The following is a 20,844-nucleotide window of genomic DNA, read 5'->3' on the forward strand; positions in this document are numbered from 1 at the left end:
GGGGCGGGGGGTGTTTTTTTTGGTTTATCCACGTTTCGCCGCGGGCCCCCCGCCCGTGCCCCGGCCCCCACCCCCGCGGCCGGCTTCGCTTCGCGCGCCTAGAGCTTGCGGGTCGAAAAATACCAGTCCACGGTGTTGTAGCCCTCGGAGGCGCGCTTTTCGGCGGCCTCGGCGGTGGCGGGCGGGGGCACGATCACCGGGTCGCCGGGCTGCCAGTTCTCGGGCGTGGCGCAGGCGTTGGCGTCAGAGGTCTGCAGCGCGATCAGCAGGCGCATGAATTCGTCGATCGAGCGCCCGTTGCTCATGGGGTAGTAGACCATGGCGCGCAGCACGCCCTCGGGGTCGATCAGGAAGGTGGCGCGCACCGCCGAGGTGTCCGAGGCGCCGGGCTGGATCATGCCGTAGGTGGTCGCGACCTCCATGGACAGGTCGGCGATGATCGGGAACGGCACGTCGACGTCGAAATTCTCCTTGATCGAGCGCAGCCAGGCGATATGCGCGTAATGGCTGTCGATGGACAGGCCGAGAAGTTCGCAGTTCAGCGCCTTGAAATCCGCGGCTCGCCGGGCGAAGGCCATGAATTCCGTTGTGCAGACCGGGGTGAAGTCCGCCGGATGCGAGAACAGAATCAACCACTTGCCCTTGTAGTCGTCAAGCGACCGTTGCCCGGACGTGGTCGGCGCGTCGAAATACGGCGCCGGCTCGTTCAGCCGGGGCAGGCTGAAGGGTGCGTTGACGATGGGTGAGTCGGTCATTTGAGGATCTCCTGTCAGATCGTCCTGAGACTGGGCGAAACCAGGCTCAGGGATACGCCGTTGAAGCCTACCGAGCAATGCGTAAAGAAATGCGTGCGCCGCCGCGCTCCGGGCCGGGTTTCCCTTGCGCCAGCGTTTCCCGGGAAGGTCGCACGCGAGCGCCCAGCCGGCGCATCGCGGCGTCATCCGCTTTCAGGGCAGCATAGCTTACAATTCGATCACGCAATGCAATCCCGACGAAAGTTCGGGCCGCATTTGATTCGCGACGCGCTTCGCAATCCACGCGAGGCGGATCCGGCATCGGTGATCAGCGCCCCTCGGCGGCGCAACATGATCTGGGTCAACGCCGCCGCGCCGCGCCGAGGCTACTACAAGTGCGGAAGAATCCGATTCAAGGGGCGCGCGGCCGCATGCAACTCACCATCCGATCGAATCACGCCATGCGCCTGATGATGTTCTGCGCGCTGAATGACGGGCGGGTTGCGCCGGTGTCCCGAATCGCCAGCGCCTGCAACATGTCCGAGGCGCATCTGGCCAAGATCGCCAACGCCCTGGCGGCGCGCGGCTTCGTCGAGACCCTGCGCGGGCGGCGCGGCGGGGTGCGGCTGGCGCGCCCGGCGGCGTCGCTGAATGTCGGCGAGATCGTGCGCAGCATGGAGATCGGCGCCTGCATGGTCGAATGCCTCGACCCCGAAACCAATGAATGCCCGCTGATCGACGCCTGCCGGTTCCGCACCATCATCGGGCGGGCGCTGGAGGCGTTCATGCAGGTGCTCGACGGCTATACGCTCGCCGATCTGGTGGCCGAACCCGCAGCCATGCGCGACCTGATGGGGTTGGGCGCGGCGGGGTTGGAAACCGCGTCGTAGCCGGGTTCAGAGGTCGATCCGCCGTCCGGTCTCGGCCGACCGGTAGACCGCGCGTTCGATCTCGAGAGTGCGCAGATAGGCGCGGGCGGGGTTTTGCAGCGGCGCGCCGCCGCGCAGATGGGCGACCACATGGGCCTGCAGCGCCTCCACGCAGCCGCCGCCAAAGCCCGGCGCATCGACGGGGTCGGGCGGCGTGAAGACCTGGATCCAGTCGGATTCGCCAAAGCGGCGCAGATGCAGCGCGCCCCCGCCGTCCAGGGCCAGCGCGCCCCGGGTCCCTTCCGCCAGCGCCTCGCCCATGGTGCGGCGGGGGTCTCGCGCGGCGTGATCGAGCAGCCGGTTGCCGTCGAACAGCGCCCGGCGGCCGTCGCCGTAGCCAAGGATGAAAAACCCGGCATCCTCGCCCGCCAGCGCCGGGTTGAGGCGGCGCAGATCGGCGTAGACGGTTTGCGGCTCGCCCAGAAGAAACCGAAACAGGTCGATCCAGTGCACGCCGGTTTCGTGGATCAGAAACCGGGGCATGGCGCGAAAATACGGCTGGCGGTCGAGATAGGCGGTCGCGCCCTGGCCATCGCCGGGGCGCAGGCGGAAGGCGATCTGCAGCGCCTCGCCGATCGCGCCCGCCGCGATCTGCGCCTTCATGGCGCGATGCCACGGCTGAAATCGGAAGTTTTCGTGGACGATCAGCGGAATGCCGGCGGCCTCGGCCAGTTCGGTCATCTCGCGCGCCGGTTGCAGCGCGCCGCAGAACGGCTTTTGGCAGATGATCGCGCGCAGATCCGCGCGCAGCCCCAGCCGGATCAGATCGGCATGGGTGTCGGGCGGCGTGGCGATGTCGAGGATGTCCGGGCGGGTCGCCGCCAGCATCGCGCCCGCATTGGAATACGCCGCCGCGCCGCTGGCCTGCGCCCTGGCAGGATCCCGGTCGGCGACGGCGACCAGCGCCGCGCCGTCGATGCGCCGCCACGCCGCGTGGTGGAACCGCGCGAAATACCCGGCGCCGACGCAGGCGACGGTCAGCGGCGCGTTCACGCGCGGCCCAGCGCCGCCGTCACCGCATCGGCGGCGTCGCGCGTCGAGGCCGCGCCGCCCAGATCGCGGGTGGCCGCCGCGCCCGAGGCGATCACCGCGTTCACTGCGGCGCGCAGGCGCGCGCCGGCCCCGGCGACGGCCTCGCAATCGCGTTCCTCGCCCAGCCAGTCCAGCATCATCGCCCCCGACAGCAGCATGGCGGTCGGGTTGGCGATCCCCCGCCCGGCGATGTCCGGCGCGGTGCCGTGGCAGGGCTGGAACACCGCGTGGCGTTCGCCCACATCCGCCGAGGGCGCCAGGCCCAGCCCGCCCATCAACCCGGCCCCGAGATCCGAGAGTATGTCGCCGAACATGTTCTCGGTCACCAGCACGTCGAATTCCCAGGGCTTTTGCACCATCCACAGCGCCATGGCGTCCACATAGGCGCAATCGGCCATGAGGTCGGGATGCTTTGCCGCCTCCTCCTCGAATATCCCGCGAAAGAAGGCGAAGGCGCGAAACACGTTGGCCTTGTCGACGCAGGTCACGCGGCCCGGGCCCCGACCCTGCGCCTTGCGCCGGGCGGCGAGGCGAAACGCGCAGGCGAACAGCTTTTCCGAGACCCTGCGCGTGATGCGCAGGGTCTCGCGCGCCTCGTCCCGCGACACCTCGCCCTTGCCGAGCGAATGGAACAGGCCCTCGGTGGATTCGCGGATCAGCATGAAATCGATGGTCCTGCCCGGCGGCAGGTTCAGCGGCGTCGGATGACCGAGCGGCACGGTGACCGGGCGCAGGCCGGCGAACAGGTCAAGTTCCATGCGCAGGGTGATTTGCGGCGTGATCTCGGTGCCGTCGGGGTAGCGCACATCCGGCAGCCCCATGGCGGCGAGCAGGATGGCGTCGGCGGCGCGGGCGGCGGCGAGCGAGGCGGGGGGCAGCGCCTCGCCGGTGTCGCGATAGCAGGCGGCGCCCGCAGGCAGGGTGTTGAAGTTCAGCGCAAAACCGCCGTCGCGGGCGAGCCGGGCGAGGATGTCGAGCGTCGGGGCCATGATCTCCGGCCCGATGCCGTCGCCCTCGAAGACCGCGATGTCGAATTCTTGCGCCATGACACCCCCTGTGCGCCGCCGGCGCCGCGCTCAGGGTAGCTGAGCATGACAGGAATCCGAAAGGAAAAGGCGCGCCGTCGCCGGCGCGCCTTCGATCGGCGCTCGCCGGGGGTCAGATGGTCTCGGCGAACAGCGCCTTGGCGTCCTCCAGCGTCAGCTCGATCGGGTTGGCGCCCGCCGTGGGATCGACGATCGCCATCGCCGCCATTTCGTCGATGCGATCCGTGCCGACGCCCATTTCGCCAAGCTTGTCGGGGATGCCCAGTTCCGCGCGCAATTCCAGCACGTAATCGAAAAACCCGTCGAAGCCGCCGGAAATCCCCAGATAGGCGGCGACGTCGTTGATGCGGGTCTCGATGGCGGGGCGGTTGAAGCGCAGCACCGCGGGCATGACCACGGCGTTGGTGGTGCCGTGATGGGTGTTGTAGAGCGCGCCCACCGGGTGCGACAGCGAATGGATCGCGCCGAGCCCCTTCTGGAAGGCGGTGGCGCCCATGGCCGCGGCGCTCATCAGATGGGCGCGCGCGACCAGATCGCCGGGGGCGGCGTAGGCTGTGGGCAGGTGGTCCTTGACCAGCTTCATGCCCTCGAGCGCGATGCCCTGGCTCATGGGATGGTAGAAGGGCGAGCAATAGGCCTCGAGGCAATGGGCGAAGGCGTCCATGCCGGTGCCCGCGGTGATCGCGGGCGGCATGCCCACGGTCAGTTCCGGATCGCAGATCACCACCGAGGGCAGCATCCTGGGGTGGAAGACGATCTTCTTCACATGGGTCTCGGAATTGGTCAGCACCCCGGCGCGCCCGACCTCGGACCCGGTGCCCGCCGTGGTCGGCACGGCGACGTTGGGGGCGATGGCGTCGGCATCGGCGCGGGTCCACCAGTCGTCGACATCCTCGAAATCCCAGACCGGACGGGTCTGCCCGGCCATGAAGGCGACCAGCTTGCCCAGATCGAGGCCGGAACCGCCGCCGAAGGCCACCACCCCGTCATGGCCGCCGGCGCGAAAGGCGGCGATGCCCTCGGCGAGGTTGCGTTCGTTGGGGTTGGGGTCCACGTCCGCGAACATCGCCCGCCCCAGCCCGGCGGCGTCGAGCAGGTCGAGCGCGTGTCGCGTGATCGGCAGATCGGCGAGCCCCTTGTCGGTGACCAGCAGCGGACGGGAGATGCCCGAGGCGGCGCAGGCCTCGGCCAGTTCCGAAATCCGCCCGGCGCCGAAGCGCATGGTCGTGGGGTAGCTCCAGTTCGCGGTGAGTGACATTTCACGGATGCGCATGGCTCAGGCCTTCTTCAGATGGTAGGATTTCGGGCGGGTGAGGTTGTGGAACCCGATCACCGACAGGCCGCCGCCGCGCCCGGTGTCCTTGCAGCCGGTCCAGCACAGCGCCGGGTCGAGATAATCGCAGCGGTTCATGAACACGGTGCCGGTTTCGATCCGCGCGCCGATGCGTTCGGCGCGATCGACATCCCTGGTCCAGAGCGCGGCGGTCAGCCCGAAATCGCTGTCATTCATCAGCGCGATGGCCTCTTCGTCGCCGCTCACCTTCATGATGCCGACCACGGGGCCGAAGCTTTCCTCGCGCATCACCCGCATGTCATGGGTGACGTCGGTGAGGATCTGGGGCGCGAGATAGGCGCCGCCGTCATCCTCGGGGAAATGCGCCGGGTCGATATGGGCGGCGGCGCCGGCGGCCAGGGCCTCGGCGATCTGCTCGCGCACCAGGCGGGCGAAGCGCACATGCGCCATGGGGCCGAGCGTGGTCGCCTTGTCCATGGGATTGCCCAGCCGGTAGCCGTTGACGATCTCCACCGCCTTGGCGACGAAGGCGTCGAACAGCGGCTCGACCACGTAGATGCGTTCGATGCCGCAGCAGCACTGGCCGGAATTGAACATGGCGCCGTCGATCAGGGTGGCGGCGGCGGCGTCGAGATCCGCGTCCTCCATGACATAGCCCGGATCCTTGCCGCCCAGTTCCAGCCCCAGCGGGGTGAAGGTGCCGGCGGCGGCGCGCTCCATGGCCCGCCCGCCATTCACCGAGCCGGTGAAGTTGACGAAATCGAAGCTTTTCGCGGCGATCAGCGCCGCGGTGGTCTCGTGATCGAGAAACAGGTTGGCGAACAGGCCCTCGGGCATCCCGGCCTCGGCGAAGGCGCGGACCATGCGTTCGCCCGCCAGCAGGGTCTGCGTCGCGTGTTTCAGCACCACCGCGTTGCCGGCGATCAGCGCCGGGGCGACGGTGTTGATCGCCGTCATGTAGGGGTAGTTCCAGGGCGCCACCACGAACACCACGCCATGGGGTTCGCGGGCGATGTAGCGCTTGAAATCGTCCGAATCCTCGATCATCAGCGGCGCCAGCGCGTCTTGCGCGATCGCCGCCATGTGGGCGGCGCGTTCGTTGACGCCGCCGAATTCGCCGCCGTAGCGGATCGGGCGGCCCATCATGTGGGCGAGTTCGACGGTGACCTCGTCGCCCATGGCGCCGAGCCGCTCCACGCCCTTCATCACCAGCGCCGCGCGTTCGGCGAGCGGGCGGCGCGCCCAATCGGCCTGGGCGGCGCGCGCCGCCTCGATGACATGGCTGGCGGTGACCGAATCGGCCACCGGGCGTTCGGCGAACACCGATCCGTCGATGGGCGACACGCATTTCAGCGTCTTCGCGGACTGGGCGTCTTGGGTGGGGTTTGACATGGCTCAGGCTCTCTCAAATCCGCGCCGGACTTCCCAGTCCGTAACGCGCCGGTCGTATTCGGTTTGCTCCCACGCCGCGGCATGGACGTAGTGGTCGATGACGGCGTCGCCGAAAGCGGCGCGCAGGAAGGCGGAGCCGTCCATCAGCGCCGCGGCCTCGCGCAGCGTGCCCGGCACCGCGCGCACGCCGCTGGCGCCGTAGGCGTCGCCGGTGGTCTCGGGTTCCAGCGTCAGGTCGTTCTCGATGCCGTCGATGCCGGCGGCGATCAGCGCCGCCATGGCCAGATACGGGTTCAGATCGGCGCCCCCGACCCGGCATTCCACGCGCACCGCCTTGCTGTCCGCCCCGCAGACCCGGTAGCCGGCGGTGCGGTTGTCCATGGACCAGACCGCCTTGGTGGGCGCGAACAGGCCGTCGGTGAAGCGCTTGTAGGAATTGATGTTGGGGGCGAGAAAGCAAGTGATCTCCGAGGCGTGCGCCAGCAGTCCGGCCATGTATTTGCGCATCAGCGCCGACATGCCGTGTTCGGCGCTCGGATCGAAGAACAGCGGCGTCCCGTCCAGCCCCCAGAGCGACTGGTGCACATGCGATGAATTGCCCGCCGCGCCGTATTTCCATTTCGCCATGAAGCTGATCGAACGGCCCTTGGACCAGGCGATCTCCTTGGCGCCGTTCTTGATGATCGCGTGGCGGTCGGCCATGGTCAGGGCGTCGGCGTAGCGGATGTTGATCTCTTCCTGCCCGGCGTCGGCCTCGCCCTTGGAGCATTCCACCGGGATGTCGGCGCCGTTCAGCCCGTTGCGCAGGGCGCGCATCACGTCTTCCTCCTTGGTGGTCTGGAAGATGTGGTAATCCTCGTTATAGGCGCTGATCGGGGTCAGGTCGGCGTGGCCCTTGGCCTGGGCCTCCTCGTAGCTTTCGCGAAACAGGAAAAATTCCAGCTCGGTGGCCATCATCGCCCGCATGCCCATGGCTTCGAGCCGGGCGATCTGGCGTTTCAGGATGGCGCGCGGCGAATGGGCGATGGGCGCGTGGCTGGCGTGGTCGATCACGTCGCACAGCACCAGCGCCGTGCCGTCGAGCCAGGGGATGCGGCGCAGCGTGTTCAGGTCCGGCTTCATGGCGTAGTCGCCATAGCCCGATTGCCAGCTGGTGGCGGCGTAGCCCTCGACGGTCTCCATCTCCATGTCGGTGGCCAGCAGGTAGTTGCAGCTATGGGTCTCGTCGACGCCGCTTTCCATGAAGAATTCGGCCTGAAAGCGCTTGCCCATCAGCCGGCCCTGCATGTCCACCTGCGCGACGATCACGGTGTCGATCTCGCCGCTTTTCACCAGCGCCGCGAGATCCTCGATCGAGAGTTTGCCAGCCATGGGTCGCGTTGTCCTCGTGTCTTTGCCTGCGAATCGATTTCTGCGCGCCAAAGCGACGCCCGTCAATCGACAGGCGCCGCCTGGGCGCGATGCGCCGCGGGGGCCCGGATCGGGCCGGGCCCCCGCGGCCAGGGTCGCCGTCCGGATCAGCCGTAGCGGTAGGGGCGCCCGGCCTTGGCCATCACCGCGTTGTAGTCCTTGAAGATCTGCACCACCCGCGCGGCGCGCTCCGAGGTGGCGGCGATCTCGTCCCAGAATTTCAGCGCCTCGGCCTCGACCGTGGCCCATTCTTCGTCGGGAATCGAGGTCAGCTCCATCTTGGTGCCGTTGGTGCGCAGCGCCGCCTCGCCGCCCCAGTACCAGTGCTGGCGGTAGTAGTGCGAGCTGTCCATGGACATGCGGAACAGGGTCTTGAGGTGCTCGGGCAGGTCGTTCCAGCGGTCCTGGTTGGCGAAGTAGGACCCGCACCAGGCGCCCGAGATGTTGTTGGTGAGGAAGTAGTTGGTCACGTCCGCCCAGCCGACGGTGTAATCCTCGGTGATGCCCGACCAGGCGATGCCGTCAAGCTCGCCGGTCTGCACCGCGACCTCGATGTCCTCCCAGGGCAGGGTCACCGGCACCACGCCGAAGCGGCTGAGGAAGCGGCCCGCGGTCGGGAAGGTGAACACCCGCTTGCCCTTCAGGTCGGCGAGGCTGCGGATCGGGTCCACGGTGTTGAAGTGGCAGGGATCCCAGGCGCCGGCGGACAGCCACTGCACGCCGTCGACCTCGCCATAGGCCTCTTCCCAGATCTCCTTCAGCCCGTACTGGTTGAACAGCACCGGCACGTCGAGCGAGTAGCGCGTGGCGAAGGGGAAATAGCCGCCGAACACCGAGATGTCGACCGGCGCGGCGATCGAATCGTCGTCCGACTGCACCGCGTCGATGGTGCCGCGCTGCATGGCGCGGAACAGCTCGCCCGTGGGCACCAGCTGGTCGGCGTAATACAGTTCGATCTCCATCTCGCCGTTGGCGGCCTTGTTGAAGGCGTCGATGGAATTCTTGATCACGTGCTCGCCCAGCGCCGGGCCGGCATAGGTCTGCAGGCGCCAGACGATCTTGGACTGACCGTGCACCGCCGGCGCGGCCAGCGTCGCGGCGCCCGCCGCGGCGGCGCCCAGAGTGGTGGTCTTCAGGAAATCGCGTCTGTTGGTCATCTTTCTTCTCCCTTTTCGGTCGTGTCGGTTTCGTCGTTCAGGCGCCGGCCCGCGCCGCGCGGCCTGTCTTGCGCCCCTCGAGCCCCGCGGCGATGGGCGCGGGCGGGGTCTGGTTGCGGGCGCATCCTTCGTCGCGCGCGGGGGCGGCCCGTTAACCCCACTGCGTCTCGCCTCCCCCGTTTTGCCCGCCCGGCCTCAGCGCGAATAGAAGCTGTGGGGCATCCACAGCGCCAGTTGCGGAAACGCCATGACCAGCGCCAGCGCCACCAGCATGATGCCGACGAAGGGGATGATCGACGCGTAGATGTCGCGCAGCGTCACCTCCGGCGGCGCCATGGCGCGCATCAGGAACAGATTATAGCCGAATGGCGGGGTCATGTAGGCGATCTGGCAGGTGATGGTGTAGAGCACCCCGTACCAGATCAGATCGAAGCCCAGCGCCTTGACCAGCGGCACGTAAAGCGGCGCCACGATCACCAGCATCGCCGTGTCGTCCAGGAACGTGCCCATCAGCAGGAACGATATCTGCATCAGGATCAGCACCTCCCACGGGCTGAGCCCGAGCTGGTCGAGGAAGAACCCCTTGATCGCCTTCACCGCGCCCACCCCGTCGAACACCGACCCGAAGGCCAGCGCCGCGAGAATGATCCACATGAACATGCAGGAAATGCCGATGGTCCGGCGCAGCACCGTGTCCATCACCGCGCGCGTCAGGCGGCCCTTGACCAGCGCCGCCAGCGTCGCCGCCAGCGCCCCCACGGCAGAGCTTTCGACAAGGCTGGTGTAGCCCATCAGGAACAGCCCGGTCATGGCGAAGAAGATCAGCAGCGGGATCACCCCGGCGCTCAGCAGCGCCAGTTTTTCGCGCAGCGGCACGTTGCGTTCTTCGGGCGGCAGCACCGGGCCGAGTTCGGGGCGGAAAAAGCAGCGCACCGCGATGTAGAGGATGAACAGCCCGGCCATCATCAGCCCCGGGATCACCCCGGCCAGCCAAAGCTGCCCCACCGGCTGGCGGGCGATCATGCCGTAGAGCACCAGCACCACCGAGGGCGGCACCAGGATGCCGAGGCTGGACCCGGCCTGAATCACCCCGGTGACCATCACCTTGTCATAGCCCCGGCGCAGCAATTCGGGCATGGCGATGGTGGCGCCGATGGCCATGCCCGCGACGCTGAGCCCGTTCATGGCGGAAATCACCACCATCAGCAGGATGGTGCCGATGGCCAACCCGCCCGACACCGGCCCCATCCAGACATGGAACGCCTTGTAGAGATCGCTGGCGATGCCGGATTCCGACAGCATGTAGCCCATGTAGATGAACAGGGGCAGGGTCAGCAGCGGATACCATTTCATCAGCTTCATGGCGGCGGTGAAGCCGATCTCGGCGCCGCCGTCGCCCCACAGGAACAGCGCGGTGATCACCGCCACCGACCCGATCGCCGCGAACACCCGCTGTCCGGTCATCAGCATCAGCATCATCGACGCGAACATCAGCAGCGCGATCATTTCGTAGCTCATCAGGCGGCCCCGCCGTTGGACTTGTCGTCGGTTTTTTCTTCGGGGAGGAGGGGGCCGACGCCGTGGTCGTGCTCCTCGGGATGTTCGCGGCCGATGTCCACGCCGCGGATCTTCGCGATGTCGCGGAACAGCGCCGCGAAGGCCTGCAGCAGCATCATCACGATGCCGATGACGGCGATCACCTTGATCGGCCACATGTAGGGGCGCCACGCCGAATAGCTGCGCTCGCCGTATTCCATCGCGTAGCTGGTCGAGGACAGCCCGCCATAGAGCAGGACCGCCAGGTAGAAGATCAGGAACAGGATGGTGAACACGTCCAGTTCGGCCTTGCGCCGGTCGCTGAGCGCTCCGTAGACCAGATCCATGCGCACATGGTCGCCCATCTGCAGCGAATAGGCCCCGCCCAGCAGGTAGAAGGCGACCATCACGAATTGCGCGGTCTCCAGCGTCCAGACCGAGGGCGTGAACCACGCCTTCGAAATCGAGGACCACAACAGCACCGCCATCATCGCGAAGATCAGATACATGGCGAATCGCCCGATCCGGCGGTTCACCGCGTCCACCACGCGCACGTATCGCTTGATCGCTTCAGGCATCGGCGCGGCCTCGGGGCCGGGGGAAAGTCCTTGCGCATGGCTGCATCGGTTCAGCTTGCCTTTTCGTTGGGGTGGGCGCTTGCCGCTTCGTTGGGGTGGGCGCTTGCCGCGGCGGCCCGGGCGTCCTGCAGCGCCGCGCGCAGCCGTTCGGCCAGCATCGCGCCCATGGCGCGCTGGGCGCCGGGCGCGGCGATCAGGTCGTTGCGGATTTCCAGCATCACGTTGAGCATGCCGCGGGGCAGGGCGTGTTCGCGCAGGGTGTGGGTCACGCCGTCCGCCGGGCCGTAGGGGGCGTTGCGTTCAACAATCAGGTCGCCGCCCGCGAAGCGCGCCGGGCCGCCAAGCCCCAGCAGCGCGTCCGCCAGCCGCGCGTCGGCGTCATGCAGCACGCCAAGCTCCACGTCCCGCGCCGCGCCCAGATAGACCGGGGTGAAGGAATGCACCGTCGCCAGCGCGGTCTCGCGCCCGGCGCGGGCGTCGAGCAGGGTTTTCAGCGCCGTGCGGAACGGCGCGTAATAGTCCCGCGCCCGGGCCGCGATCTGCGCCGCGTCGAGCCCGGCATTGCCCGGTATGTCGTAGAGTTCCGACCGCGCCGGCGCCGCGCTCGGCGATTCGGGCGGGCGATTGCAGTCATAGACCAGTCGCGACACCCGCTGCGCCACCAGCGGCGCGTCAAGCCGGCGCGACATTTCCTCGGCCACCGCCAGCGCGCCGGGATCCCAGGCCACGTGGCTGCGCCGCGCCGCATCGTCGAGCCCGAGCCCGTTCAGCGCCGGAGGGATGAAGCAGGAGGCGTGTTCGCAGACCAGCACCAACGGCCCGGCGCCGTCGGGATTGAGCACGGACACCGTTTCGAGCGGCCGCGAATCCCGGTCACCGGTCCGGTCACCGGTTTTGTCGGCGGCCCGGTCTTCAGCCCCGTTCCGCACGCCGTCCGACGCAGCGTTTCGCATTGGCGCAGCTCTGTCCATGAGTGCCGAACCCCTCCCTTGTCCGGCTCAGAGCATTCCAGATATGGGACGCCAGTCAACCAGTTTCTGAAACTAAAGTTTCCGAGTCGTTGCGCATGGCTTATTTTTTTCAGATAGTGGATTTCCAGCGCTGGCGAGGCGGCGAGGCGGCGAGGCGGCAGAGGCGGATTTCCATGCAGTTCGAACGCGAACAGACGGTGGCGGAGCGCATCCGCAGCGGCTTTGAAAGCCTCACGCGGGCCGAACGCCAGCTCGCCAACGCCATGCTTCAGGATTATCCGGTGCTGGGGCTCGGCAGCATCACCGCGGTGGCCGAGGCCTCCGGCGTGTCCACGCCCACGGTGGTGCGCATGGCCAAGAAGCTGGGCTTCAGCGGCTTTCCCGACATGCAGGCGACGCTGCGCGAGGAATTGCAGGCCACCATCTCCAACCCGATCGCGCGCCATGATCGCTGGGCGGAAAGCGCGCCGGAAACCCATATCCTCAACCGCTTCGCCGAAGCCGCGCTGGACAATCTGCGCCAGACCCTGCGCCAGATCAGCCCCGAAACCTTCAACGCCGTCGTCGCCCTGCTCGCCGATCGGGACCGCGCGGTGTATGCGTCCGGCGGGCGCATTTCCGGGTCGCTGGCGGCGTATTTCGTCACCCATATGCAGGTGATCCGCGACCGGGTGACGCTGGCGCCCTCGACCTCCAACGCCTGGCCGCATCTGGCGCTGGACATGCGGGAGGGCGACGTGGTGGTGATCTTCGACATGCGCCGCTACGAACGCGACCTGCAGCGGCTGGCGGAAACCGCACGCGACAAGGGCGCGGCGCTGGTGCTGCTGACCGATCACTGGGGCTCGCCCATCGCCAAGCTGTGCCGCCACAGCTTTCACGCCCGCATCGAGGCGCCCTCGGCCTGGGATTCCAACGTGGTGCCCATGTTCATCGTGGAATCGCTGATGGCGGCGGTGGAGACCGAGACCTGGGACCACACCAAGGACCGCATGCGCGAGTTGGAGGCGATGTTCGACCGCACCAAGACCTTTCGCAAATTCACCTGATCGGCGCCCCTGAAAGCCGAAAACTGCTATAAGCGCGCCATGGCCGTCAGATCCCCCGATGCCGCCCCGCAAGCGGGCGCCGCCCCGGCATTCCTCACCACGCGCGAGGTCGCGGCGCTGCTGCGGGTGAAGGAACGCAAGATCTACGAACTCGCCGCCGCCGACGCGATCCCCTGTCGCCGCGTGACCGGCAAGCTGCTGTTCCCGCGCGCGCAGGTCGAGGCCTGGCTGGCCGGGGACCGCCCCCGCCCCGCGACGACGCCCGCCGAGACCCGCCCGGCGCCGCCCAGGGTGATCGCGGGCAGCCATGATCCGCTCCTCGACTGGGCGATCCGGGAAAGCGGCTCGCGGCTCGCCACCGGCTTTGACGGCAGTCTCGACGGGCTGGAGCGCTTCGCGGCGGGCGAGGCGCTGGCCGCCGGGCTGCATGTGTTCGAACCCGAATCCGGCGGCTGGAACGTCGGGCGCGTGGCCCGCGCGCTGCCCGGCGCGCCGGCGGTGATGGTGGAATGGGCGCGACGCGGCCAGGGGCTGATCCTCGCGCCCGGGCTGGCGGCGAAGATCGCCGGGGTCGCCGATCTGCGCGGGCGGCGCGTGGTGCGCCGACAGCCGGCGGCGGGGGCGGGGCTGCTGCTGGATCATATGCTGGGGGAGGCGGGGCTGACCCCGGGCGATCTGGATTTCACCGAAAACCTGGCCCGCACCGAAAGCGCCGCCGCCGCCGCCGTGGCCGCCGGTCAGGCCGACGCGGCGCCGGGGCTGGCGTCGATGGCGCGCCGCTACGGGCTGGATTTCCTGCCCACCGCTGAAGAACGATTTGATCTGCTGATCGACCGCCGGGCGTATTTCGAACCGCCTTTGCAAGCGCTGTTCGGGTTCTGTCGCGGCGAGGCGTTCGCCCGCCACGCGCGGGCGCTGGGCGGTTACGACCTGCGCGATTTCGGACGGGTGCGCTGGAACGGCGCCTGAGCGTCGGCGTCCTCAGGTCGACAGAAAGGCAACCTCGCCGTCCATCAGCCGCGCGGCGGTGAGGCGGCCGGAAAAATACGCGCCGGTGTCGACGGGGATGCGCCCGGATCGGGCCTCCGCCTCGTCCACCACGTAATGGCCGTGCACCACCCAGATGCCGTCCGCGCGCGGCGCTTTCAGGAAGCGCGACGCGCCCCAGACCAGCGCGAAATCGTTCTGCATGTCCAGGGGCAGTTCCGGGTCGGCCCCGGCATGGGCGAACAGCACGTCGCCGAAACGGGCGTGCGAGGGCAGGTCGCGCACCATTTCCAGCACCGGGGCCATCGCCGTTTCCAGCTGCGTCGCCGCCGCCGCCATCGCGCCGGCGTCCGAGGATTGGGTGACGCCGCCGACGCCGTAGCTGTGCAGCGTCTGCAACCCGCCATTGCGCAGCCAGCGCCCGCCCGCGTCGCCGGGGCTGGCGAGGAATTCGAGCAGCATTTCCTCGTGATTGCCGCGCAGGGCGATGACCTCCTCCTCCTCGTCGTCGCGCAGGTCCTGCAGGAACGCCAGCACCTCGGCCGATTGTTCGCCTCGATCCACGTAATCGCCCATCAGCACGATGCGCGGCGCGTCGATGCCGCGTTCGGCGGCGTCCTCGACGATCTGGCGCATCAGCAGGATCAGCAGGTCGAAGCGGCCATGCACGTCGCCGATCGCGTAGGTCGGGCGGTCGATGACCAGCGGCGCGTCGAATTGCGGCGGCTGCGGCGCGCCTCCCCCAAGCAGACGTTTCAGCTTGCCGATCATTCGGGGGCTCCTTGTTGGCGCATGCGGCGGGCGCCGTTCACTCGGCCGCCATCCGCGCCGCCTGCAGCCAGGTCCAGACCCGGTGCGGGGTCATGGGCATGTCCACGTGGCGCACGCCTGCGGCCGACAGCGCGTCAAGCCCCGCATTTGTCACAGCCGCGAGCGAGCCGACAGTGCCCGCTTCGCCGCAGCCCTTCATGCCGATGGCGTTGGCGGTGGAGGGCGTGGGTTCGGAATGGAACGGGATCATCGGCGCGTCGTCGGCGCGCGGCATGGCGTAATCCATGAACGAGGCGGTCAGAAGCTGGCCGTCGGAATCATAGACCACATGTTCGGTGATCGCCTGCCCGATGCCCTGCACCACGCCGCCATGCACCTGCCCGGCGGCCAGCATCGGGTTCATCAGCACGCCCAGATCGTCGACCACCGTGTATTTCACCACCTTCATCAGCCCGGTGCCGGGGTCGACCTCGACCTCGGCGATGTGGCAGCCATTGGGGAAGGAGCGCGCCGGCACGGTGTTTTCGCGTTCGGTGACCAGCAATTCGGTCCGGCCCTTGCGCCGGGCGACGCCGGCCAGCTCCATCAGCCCGACGCTGCGGTCGGTGCCGACGACGCGAAAAGCGCCGTCCTCGAAGCGGATGTCCGCGGCGGCGGCCTCCAGGTCCTCCTCGGCCAGCGGGCGGAATTTCTCGATCACCTCGTCGGCGGCGGCGTTGATCGAATTGCCCTGCATGGTCACCGAGCGCGAGCCGCCGGTGCCCCCGCCCCTGGCGATCAGGTCGCTGTCGCCCTGCACGATGCGGATGCGATCGAAGGGCAGCCCGGTGCGTTCGCGCAGGATCTGGGCGTAGACGGTCTCGTGCCCCTGGCCGTTGGACTGGGTGCCCACATACAGATTCACGCCGCCGTCATCGGCGAACTCGATTCTCGAGGTTTCGTTCTGATCGCCGAGGATCGATTCGATGTAGTAGCTCAGCCCGCGCCCGCGCAGCAGGCCGTTCGCCGCGCTGTCGGCCTTGCGGGCCTCATACCCGTCCCAGTCGCTTTCCGTTTCGGCCCGGGCCAGAACCCGTTCGAAATCGCCCACGTCATAGGTTTCGCCGACCACGGTGGTGTAGGGGAAGGCGGATTTCGGGATGAAATTGCGCCGCCGCAGATCGCGCGGGTCGACGCCGAACTGGCGCGCGGCTGCGTCCATCAGGCGTTCCAGCGCGTAGATCGCCTCGGGCCGCCCGGCGCCGCGATAGGCGTCCACGGGCGTGGTGTTGGTGAAGACCCCCTTCACGTTGATGAAGGCGATCTGGAAATCATAGACCCCGGGCATCACGAACTTCACCAGCTCCGAGGGGATGAACTGCGCGAATTGCGACAGGTATGCGCCCATGTTGGCCACGCAATCGACGCGCAGCGCCTTGAGCCGCAGATCCGCGTCGAAGGCGGCGCGCATGGTGGTGACGTGATCGCGGCCCATCACGTCGGTGCACATGGTCTCGCCGCGCTCCGCGATCCAGCGCACCGCGCGCCCGGTGATGCGCGCCGCGGCGGCGAGCGCCATGTGCTCGGGATAGGGGAAGGCCTTCATGCCGAAACCGCCGCCCACGTCGGGTATGGTCACGCGGATCTTTTCCGGGGCGAGCCCCATGCGCCGCGCCATCTGCTCCTTGTGGCCCCAGACCCCCTGCCCGTTGAAGGCGAAATGCAGTTTTTGCGCGTTCGCGTCCCATTCGGCGTAGGCGCCGCGGGGTTCGATGGAATTGGCGATCACCCGGTTGTTGATCAGCGGCAGCTCGACCACATGGGCGGCGTCGGCCAGGGCCGCATCGGCGGCGGCCTCGTCGCCGAAGGCCCAGTCGAAGGCGAGATTGCCGGGCGCGATGTCGGGATAGACCTCGGGCTGCTGCATGGCGCGCGCGGTGTCCACGGCCACCGGCAATTCCCGGTAGTCCACGTCGATCAGCTCGGCGGCGTCGCGCGCCTGATCCAGCGTCTCCGCCATCACCATCGCCACCGCGTCGCCAACGAAGCGCACCCGCCCCACCGCCAGCGCCGTGCGCCGGGGCTGCGCGCCCTGGCTGCCGTCGCGATTGGTCACCACCGCGCTGTCGATGCCGTGATCCATCGCCGCGTCGAGATCGGCGCCGGTGATGACCGCGACCACCCCGGGCGCGGCCTGCGCCGCCGACAGGTCAAGCGCGGCGATCTCCGCATGGGCGTGCGGCGAGCGCAGGAAAACCGCATGCGCGGCCGAGGCCGGCGCGATGTCGTCGATGAAATGGCCGTGGCCGGTGAGAAAACGCCGGTCCTCGACGCGGCGGATGGGCTGGGAAACGCCGAATGCGGTCATGACGGTGTCGCCTTCTTGCTGAGAACGCTGCGCGCGCGGAATGGCGGTGGCGCGCCTAACCTACCGACGGATTGTCGCATGTCCACACCCGCGATGCGCGCCGCCGCCGCCGGGACGCAATAGGTTCGGCGGTTCAAGGCGGGTTCAGGGTGGCTGTGATACACGTTAAGGTGTAGTAACACCTCGCGTTGCAACCGATAGTGGCTGCAGGGGTCTGTTTGGGCGAATCCTCCCCGAAATCGGTCCGTCACTGGCCCGTCTTCGGCGAAGATGCGGACAAGATCGGCGTCGCGTCCGATCCAGCGGGCCTACCCCAACTCCCTGGCGCCCGCCAGATCGCACCCGAAGGGCGGGCGCCGGTCCTGTTCGCCTCCCTTCCACGGGGCGCCCCTGCGCACAGCCTTTGCCAGGGCAGAGGCTTGGATCCGCGTCGCTTGTCAGACGGCCCCGGCGTCGCGTTGCTTCACCTTCCGAACGAAAGCCCTGCGCGTGGATGCGCGATCATCGACGCCCTTGGCGGTTGCGCGCCCGGGGGCGCCGCGCGAGGCGTGCCCCATGGAGCCGATCGCCGCCGCGCCCCGCGCGCATGTCACGCATCGCTATGTCCGGGGGCCGCGCCATGGGCTGGAAGCCGGCGCGCCCTCGCCGCTGGCGCGCATGCCCTTCAAGGCCCCCGGCGACCTGCGCCTGTACGAGACCCTGCCCTGGATCCTGTGTCGCGGCGCGGCGCGGGGCCGCCCGGTCACCATCATCCATCTGCCCGTGGGGCCCAATGCGGCGCTGCTTCGGCATCGCGATTTGCGGCGGCGCGACGGCGCCGACATCCTCGCCGAACTGTCGCCGATCAACCTGCGCCGCCTGCAAGGCGGCGATGCGGTGCTGGTGCTCGATCACGGCGCCGAGGGTTGGCCGCGTCGCTCCCGGCGCTGCGCAACATCGCCGCCGCCCGGCGACGCCACGGCGTCGCCAATCGCATTGTGCATCTGAGCCAGAACGTCGCGCAAACCCTGCCGCCCCGATTCGCCCGGCATCTGACGCTGGGGTTTCACCATAATTTCGGGCTTGCCCTGCTGCTGCGCGCGCAGGCTGCGGCCCCGGCGCTGCGGGCGCTGGCCGCGGCGGCGCCCCGGCATGAGGTCCTGTGCCGCAATTTCGCGCCGCGACCGCACCGGGTGATCGCGCTGGCGGCGCTGATGGCCCCGGGCGGGGCGCGCGATCCGCTGCTGACGCTGGGGCGCAGCAAGCCGCCCTGGACGCTGGATTCGGCCTTGGCGGCGGCGGTGGATTCGCCGCTCATGGCGGCGAGCGCGGCGCGGTCGCCGCCGCGCAGGATGTCGCGCGGGCCAACCAGACGCTGATGCTGCGCCACGGGGCGGCGCGGCTGGAACGCGCGATCGCCGACAGCGTCGCCGGCGCCGTCGCCCGCGCGCTGGTCGGCTAGAGCCGGATGCGATACAGCGCGAATCCGTCGGCGCCGTCGCCGGCGGCCTCGATGGTCACGCCCTTCACCTCGTCCAGATGCTCGGCCCCGCGAGGGCCGGTCTCGAACAGCACGCTGGCGCCTTCCACCGGCGCGAATTTCCAGTTGCCGTCCGCCGTGGGGTTGATGGCGCCGCGTTCCACCAGATAGCGCACGATCACGTCGCGGTTGGTGTCCGGGCCGACGAAGATGATGGTGGAGCCGTCGGCGCCGGGGAAGGCGCCGCCGCCTGAGGCGCGGTAATTGTTTGTCGCCACCACGAATTTCTGCGTCTCGTCGATGGGCGCGCCCTTGTGGCGCAGATTGACGATGCGCCGCGCGTCGGGGTTGATCAGCGCCCCGTTGGGGTCGAATTTCGATGGCTGCGACAGGTCGATCTCATAGGTCACCCCGTCGATCACGTCGTAATTGTAGGACGGGAAATCGCCGTTGATCAGCGGCTGGTCGGCCTTGCCGGGTTCGATCCGGTTGAAGATCCCGGCGGAACGCTCCAGCCATTCGCGCACCGTGGCGCCGTCGATCAGCACCGCGCGCGAGGTGTTGGGGTAGAGATACAGGTCCGAGACGTTCTTGATCGCCACCGGGCCGGGCGCGACATCGGTGTAGTAGTCCGGCCCGCCGCGCCCGCCGGCCTTGAACGGCGCCGCGGCCGAGAGGATCGGCAGACCCTCCCACTCGGTGCCCTTCATCATCTGCCTGGTGTACCAGATCTGCGACTGGCTGACGATCTGCACCGAGGGGTCGTCGGCCACCAGCGCGAAATACGAATGCAGCGGCGCCGAGGTCTCGCCCACCGGGCGGCGGATATAGGCCAGCGTCGCCTCGTGGGTGGCGCGCGCCGCATCCTCCACATCGGTCTGGCTGTCCACCAGCGGCAACGTCTTGCGTTCGACCCGTTCGGAGATCGGGCGGGTTTCCGAGGCGAAGGCGTCGATGCGCCATTCGCCGCCTTCGCGGGTCAGCAGCAGGTCGATCACCCCCAGATGGCTGCCCCAGAACCCGCCCATCACCGCCGGCTTGCCCATCAGCGCGCCCTTTTCGGCGTCGATGCCGGCGCCGGCGAATTTCGACCCCGGGAACACCAGATGCTGGTGCCCGGTCATGATCGCGTCGATCCCGTCCACGGCGGCGAGGTAGAGCGAGGCGTTCTCCATGCCCTCGGTCTCGGCGTCGGCCGAGATCCCGGAATGGCTGAGCGCGATGACGATGTCGGCGCCGGCTTCCTTCATCTCCGGCACATAGGCGCGGGCGGTCTCGACGATGCCCCGGGTGCTGGCCTTGCCCTCCAGATGCCGCTGATCCCAGTTGACGATCTGGGGCGGACACAGCCCGATCAGCCCGACCCTGATGGCGTGCGTCCGCCCGGCGCCGTCGGTGATGTCGCGATCGAGGATCACATAGGGCTTCAGGAACAGCTTGTCGCCGCGCGGGCTCGCCGCCGGCGCGCCCTTGATCACATTGGCCGAGACCACCGGGAAATTCGCCCCGGCGACCACCTTCATCATGAAGTCGAGCCCGTAGTTGAATTCGTGGTTGCCCAGCGTCGAAGCGTCGAAATCCAGCACGTTCATGGCCTGGATGATCGGGTGCATGTCGCCGTCCTTCATGCCCCGCTCATAGGCGATGTAGTCGCCCATGGGGTTGCCCTGAAGGAAATCGCCATTATCCACCAGCATGGCGTTGGAAGCCTCGGCGCGGATTTCGCGGATGCGCGTGGCGGTGCGGCTCAGGCCCATGGAATCCCTGGGCCGGTCGCCGTAATAGTCATAGGGAAACACATGCACATGCAGGTCGGTGGTTTCCATGATCCGCAAATGCGCCTGCCCCGCGGCGGCGTTCGCCGAAAACGGGTGCAGCGCGATCAGGGCGCCGGAGGCGGCTGCGGATGAAAGAAGCTGGCGACGGGACATGAGCAGGGACATCTTGAAACCTCGACCGCTGGCGGGGCCCGGTTGGGGCCGGACACCCATGAGATCGGGCAGTCTACAGCCAAATTTTGACTGATCGGTAATATTTTCGCGACGGGCGAAAATGGCGCAAGTCAATGGTTATTAGGCGAAAGTTGCCTTTGCAACTCTACTCCCGCGAATGTCAACGCAACAGGCGCCCCCTGTTGCCGTGAGGGCGCATG

At 68.3% G+C, this 20,844-nt stretch carries 18 protein-coding genes; 5 read left to right on the top strand and 13 right to left on the bottom strand.

Going from position 1 to position 20,844, the window contains the following annotated elements:
* Positions 1-98: 98 nt before the first annotated feature.
* Positions 99-755: a peroxiredoxin gene (locus tag AC1HC7_RS19005; protein ID WP_479497316.1), complete on the bottom strand. Its 657-nt coding sequence runs from the start codon at positions 753-755 to the stop codon at positions 99-101.
* A 410-nt stretch (positions 756-1,165) separates the two neighbouring features.
* Here AC1HC7_RS19005 and AC1HC7_RS19010 point away from each other — a divergent pair, with 410 nt between their 5' ends.
* On the top strand, positions 1,166-1,624 hold the full coding sequence (locus AC1HC7_RS19010) for an Rrf2 family transcriptional regulator (protein WP_479497317.1): 459 nt from the start codon (positions 1,166-1,168) through the stop codon (positions 1,622-1,624).
* Positions 1,625-1,630: 6 nt separating this feature from the next.
* Here AC1HC7_RS19010 and AC1HC7_RS19015 read toward each other — a convergent pair whose 3' ends face one another.
* From AC1HC7_RS19015 to AC1HC7_RS19055, 9 genes are all read right to left on the bottom strand, one after another.
* Positions 1,631-2,656, bottom strand: a complete 1,026-nt coding sequence (locus tag AC1HC7_RS19015; protein WP_479497318.1) for a Gfo/Idh/MocA family protein — start codon at positions 2,654-2,656, stop codon at positions 1,631-1,633.
* A complete protein-coding gene (locus tag AC1HC7_RS19020) occupies positions 2,653-3,741 on the bottom strand; it encodes an isocitrate/isopropylmalate dehydrogenase family protein (protein WP_479499319.1) in 1,089 nt (362 codons plus the stop codon). The genes AC1HC7_RS19015 and AC1HC7_RS19020 overlap by 4 nt, the downstream gene beginning before the upstream one ends.
* Positions 3,742-3,853: 112 nt before the next feature.
* The gene (locus tag AC1HC7_RS19025; protein WP_479497369.1) at positions 3,854-4,999 is read right to left on the bottom strand and encodes an iron-containing alcohol dehydrogenase; all 1,146 of its coding nucleotides are present in this window, start codon (positions 4,997-4,999) and stop codon (positions 3,854-3,856) included.
* An 18-nt stretch (positions 5,000-5,017) separates the two neighbouring features.
* Positions 5,018-6,427 (bottom strand): aldehyde dehydrogenase family protein, encoded by a 1,410-nt coding sequence (locus AC1HC7_RS19030; RefSeq protein WP_479497320.1) that lies wholly within the window; start codon positions 6,425-6,427, stop codon positions 5,018-5,020.
* Positions 6,428-6,430: 3 nt separating this feature from the next.
* Entirely contained in the window at positions 6,431-7,798 is a 1,368-nt protein-coding gene (locus AC1HC7_RS19035) for a glutamine synthetase family protein (protein WP_479499320.1), read from the bottom strand.
* Between the two features lie 146 nt (positions 7,799-7,944).
* Complete coding sequence (locus AC1HC7_RS19040; RefSeq protein WP_479497322.1) at positions 7,945-8,994, bottom strand: TRAP transporter substrate-binding protein; 1,050 nt, start codon at positions 8,992-8,994, stop codon at positions 7,945-7,947.
* 195 nt (positions 8,995-9,189) lie between these two features.
* Positions 9,190-10,512 carry a TRAP transporter large permease gene (locus tag AC1HC7_RS19045; protein WP_479497323.1) on the bottom strand — a complete coding sequence of 441 codons (1,323 nt, stop codon included), beginning with the start codon at positions 10,510-10,512 and terminating at the stop codon, positions 9,190-9,192.
* Entirely contained in the window at positions 10,512-11,108 is a 597-nt protein-coding gene (locus tag AC1HC7_RS19050; RefSeq protein WP_479497324.1) for a TRAP transporter small permease subunit, read from the bottom strand. Before AC1HC7_RS19050 ends, AC1HC7_RS19045 begins: the two co-directional genes overlap by 1 nt.
* Positions 11,109-11,158: 50 nt before the next feature.
* Positions 11,159-11,950: an N-formylglutamate amidohydrolase gene (locus tag AC1HC7_RS19055; RefSeq protein WP_479497325.1), complete on the bottom strand. Its 792-nt coding sequence runs from the start codon at positions 11,948-11,950 to the stop codon at positions 11,159-11,161.
* Positions 11,951-12,174: 224 nt separating this feature from the next.
* On the opposite strand from AC1HC7_RS19055, the gene AC1HC7_RS19060 reads away from it, so the two are divergent.
* Positions 12,175-13,128, top strand: coding sequence for a MurR/RpiR family transcriptional regulator (locus AC1HC7_RS19060; protein WP_479499321.1), 954 nt, complete (start codon positions 12,175-12,177; stop codon positions 13,126-13,128).
* A 39-nt stretch (positions 13,129-13,167) separates the two neighbouring features.
* On the top strand, positions 13,168-14,097 hold the full coding sequence (locus AC1HC7_RS19065) for a substrate-binding domain-containing protein (protein ID WP_479499322.1): 930 nt from the start codon (positions 13,168-13,170) through the stop codon (positions 14,095-14,097).
* A 12-nt stretch (positions 14,098-14,109) separates the two neighbouring features.
* On the opposite strand, the gene AC1HC7_RS19070 is transcribed toward AC1HC7_RS19065, so the two are convergent.
* Both AC1HC7_RS19070 and AC1HC7_RS19075 read right to left on the bottom strand, forming a co-directional pair.
* Positions 14,110-14,886 carry a metallophosphoesterase gene (locus tag AC1HC7_RS19070; RefSeq protein ID WP_479497328.1) on the bottom strand — a complete coding sequence of 259 codons (777 nt, stop codon included), beginning with the start codon at positions 14,884-14,886 and terminating at the stop codon, positions 14,110-14,112.
* Between the two features lie 37 nt (positions 14,887-14,923).
* The gene (locus AC1HC7_RS19075) at positions 14,924-17,233 is read right to left on the bottom strand and encodes a xanthine dehydrogenase family protein molybdopterin-binding subunit (RefSeq protein WP_479497329.1); all 2,310 of its coding nucleotides are present in this window, start codon (positions 17,231-17,233) and stop codon (positions 14,924-14,926) included.
* 555 nt (positions 17,234-17,788) lie between these two features.
* Here AC1HC7_RS19075 and AC1HC7_RS19080 point away from each other — a divergent pair.
* Both AC1HC7_RS19080 and AC1HC7_RS19085 read left to right on the top strand, forming a co-directional pair.
* Complete coding sequence (locus AC1HC7_RS19080; protein WP_479499323.1) at positions 17,789-18,220, top strand: hypothetical protein; 432 nt, start codon at positions 17,789-17,791, stop codon at positions 18,218-18,220.
* A complete protein-coding gene (locus tag AC1HC7_RS19085; protein WP_479497331.1) occupies positions 18,139-18,591 on the top strand; it encodes a hypothetical protein in 453 nt (150 codons plus the stop codon). The genes AC1HC7_RS19080 and AC1HC7_RS19085 overlap by 82 nt, the downstream gene beginning before the upstream one ends.
* A 79-nt stretch (positions 18,592-18,670) precedes the next feature.
* Here AC1HC7_RS19085 and AC1HC7_RS19090 read toward each other — a convergent pair whose 3' ends face one another.
* Entirely contained in the window at positions 18,671-20,635 is a 1,965-nt protein-coding gene (locus AC1HC7_RS19090) for a bifunctional 2',3'-cyclic-nucleotide 2'-phosphodiesterase/3'-nucleotidase (RefSeq protein WP_479497332.1), read from the bottom strand.
* Positions 20,636-20,844 lie beyond the last annotated feature (209 nt).

The sequence above is a fragment of the Oceanicella sp. genome (assembly GCF_056449545.1).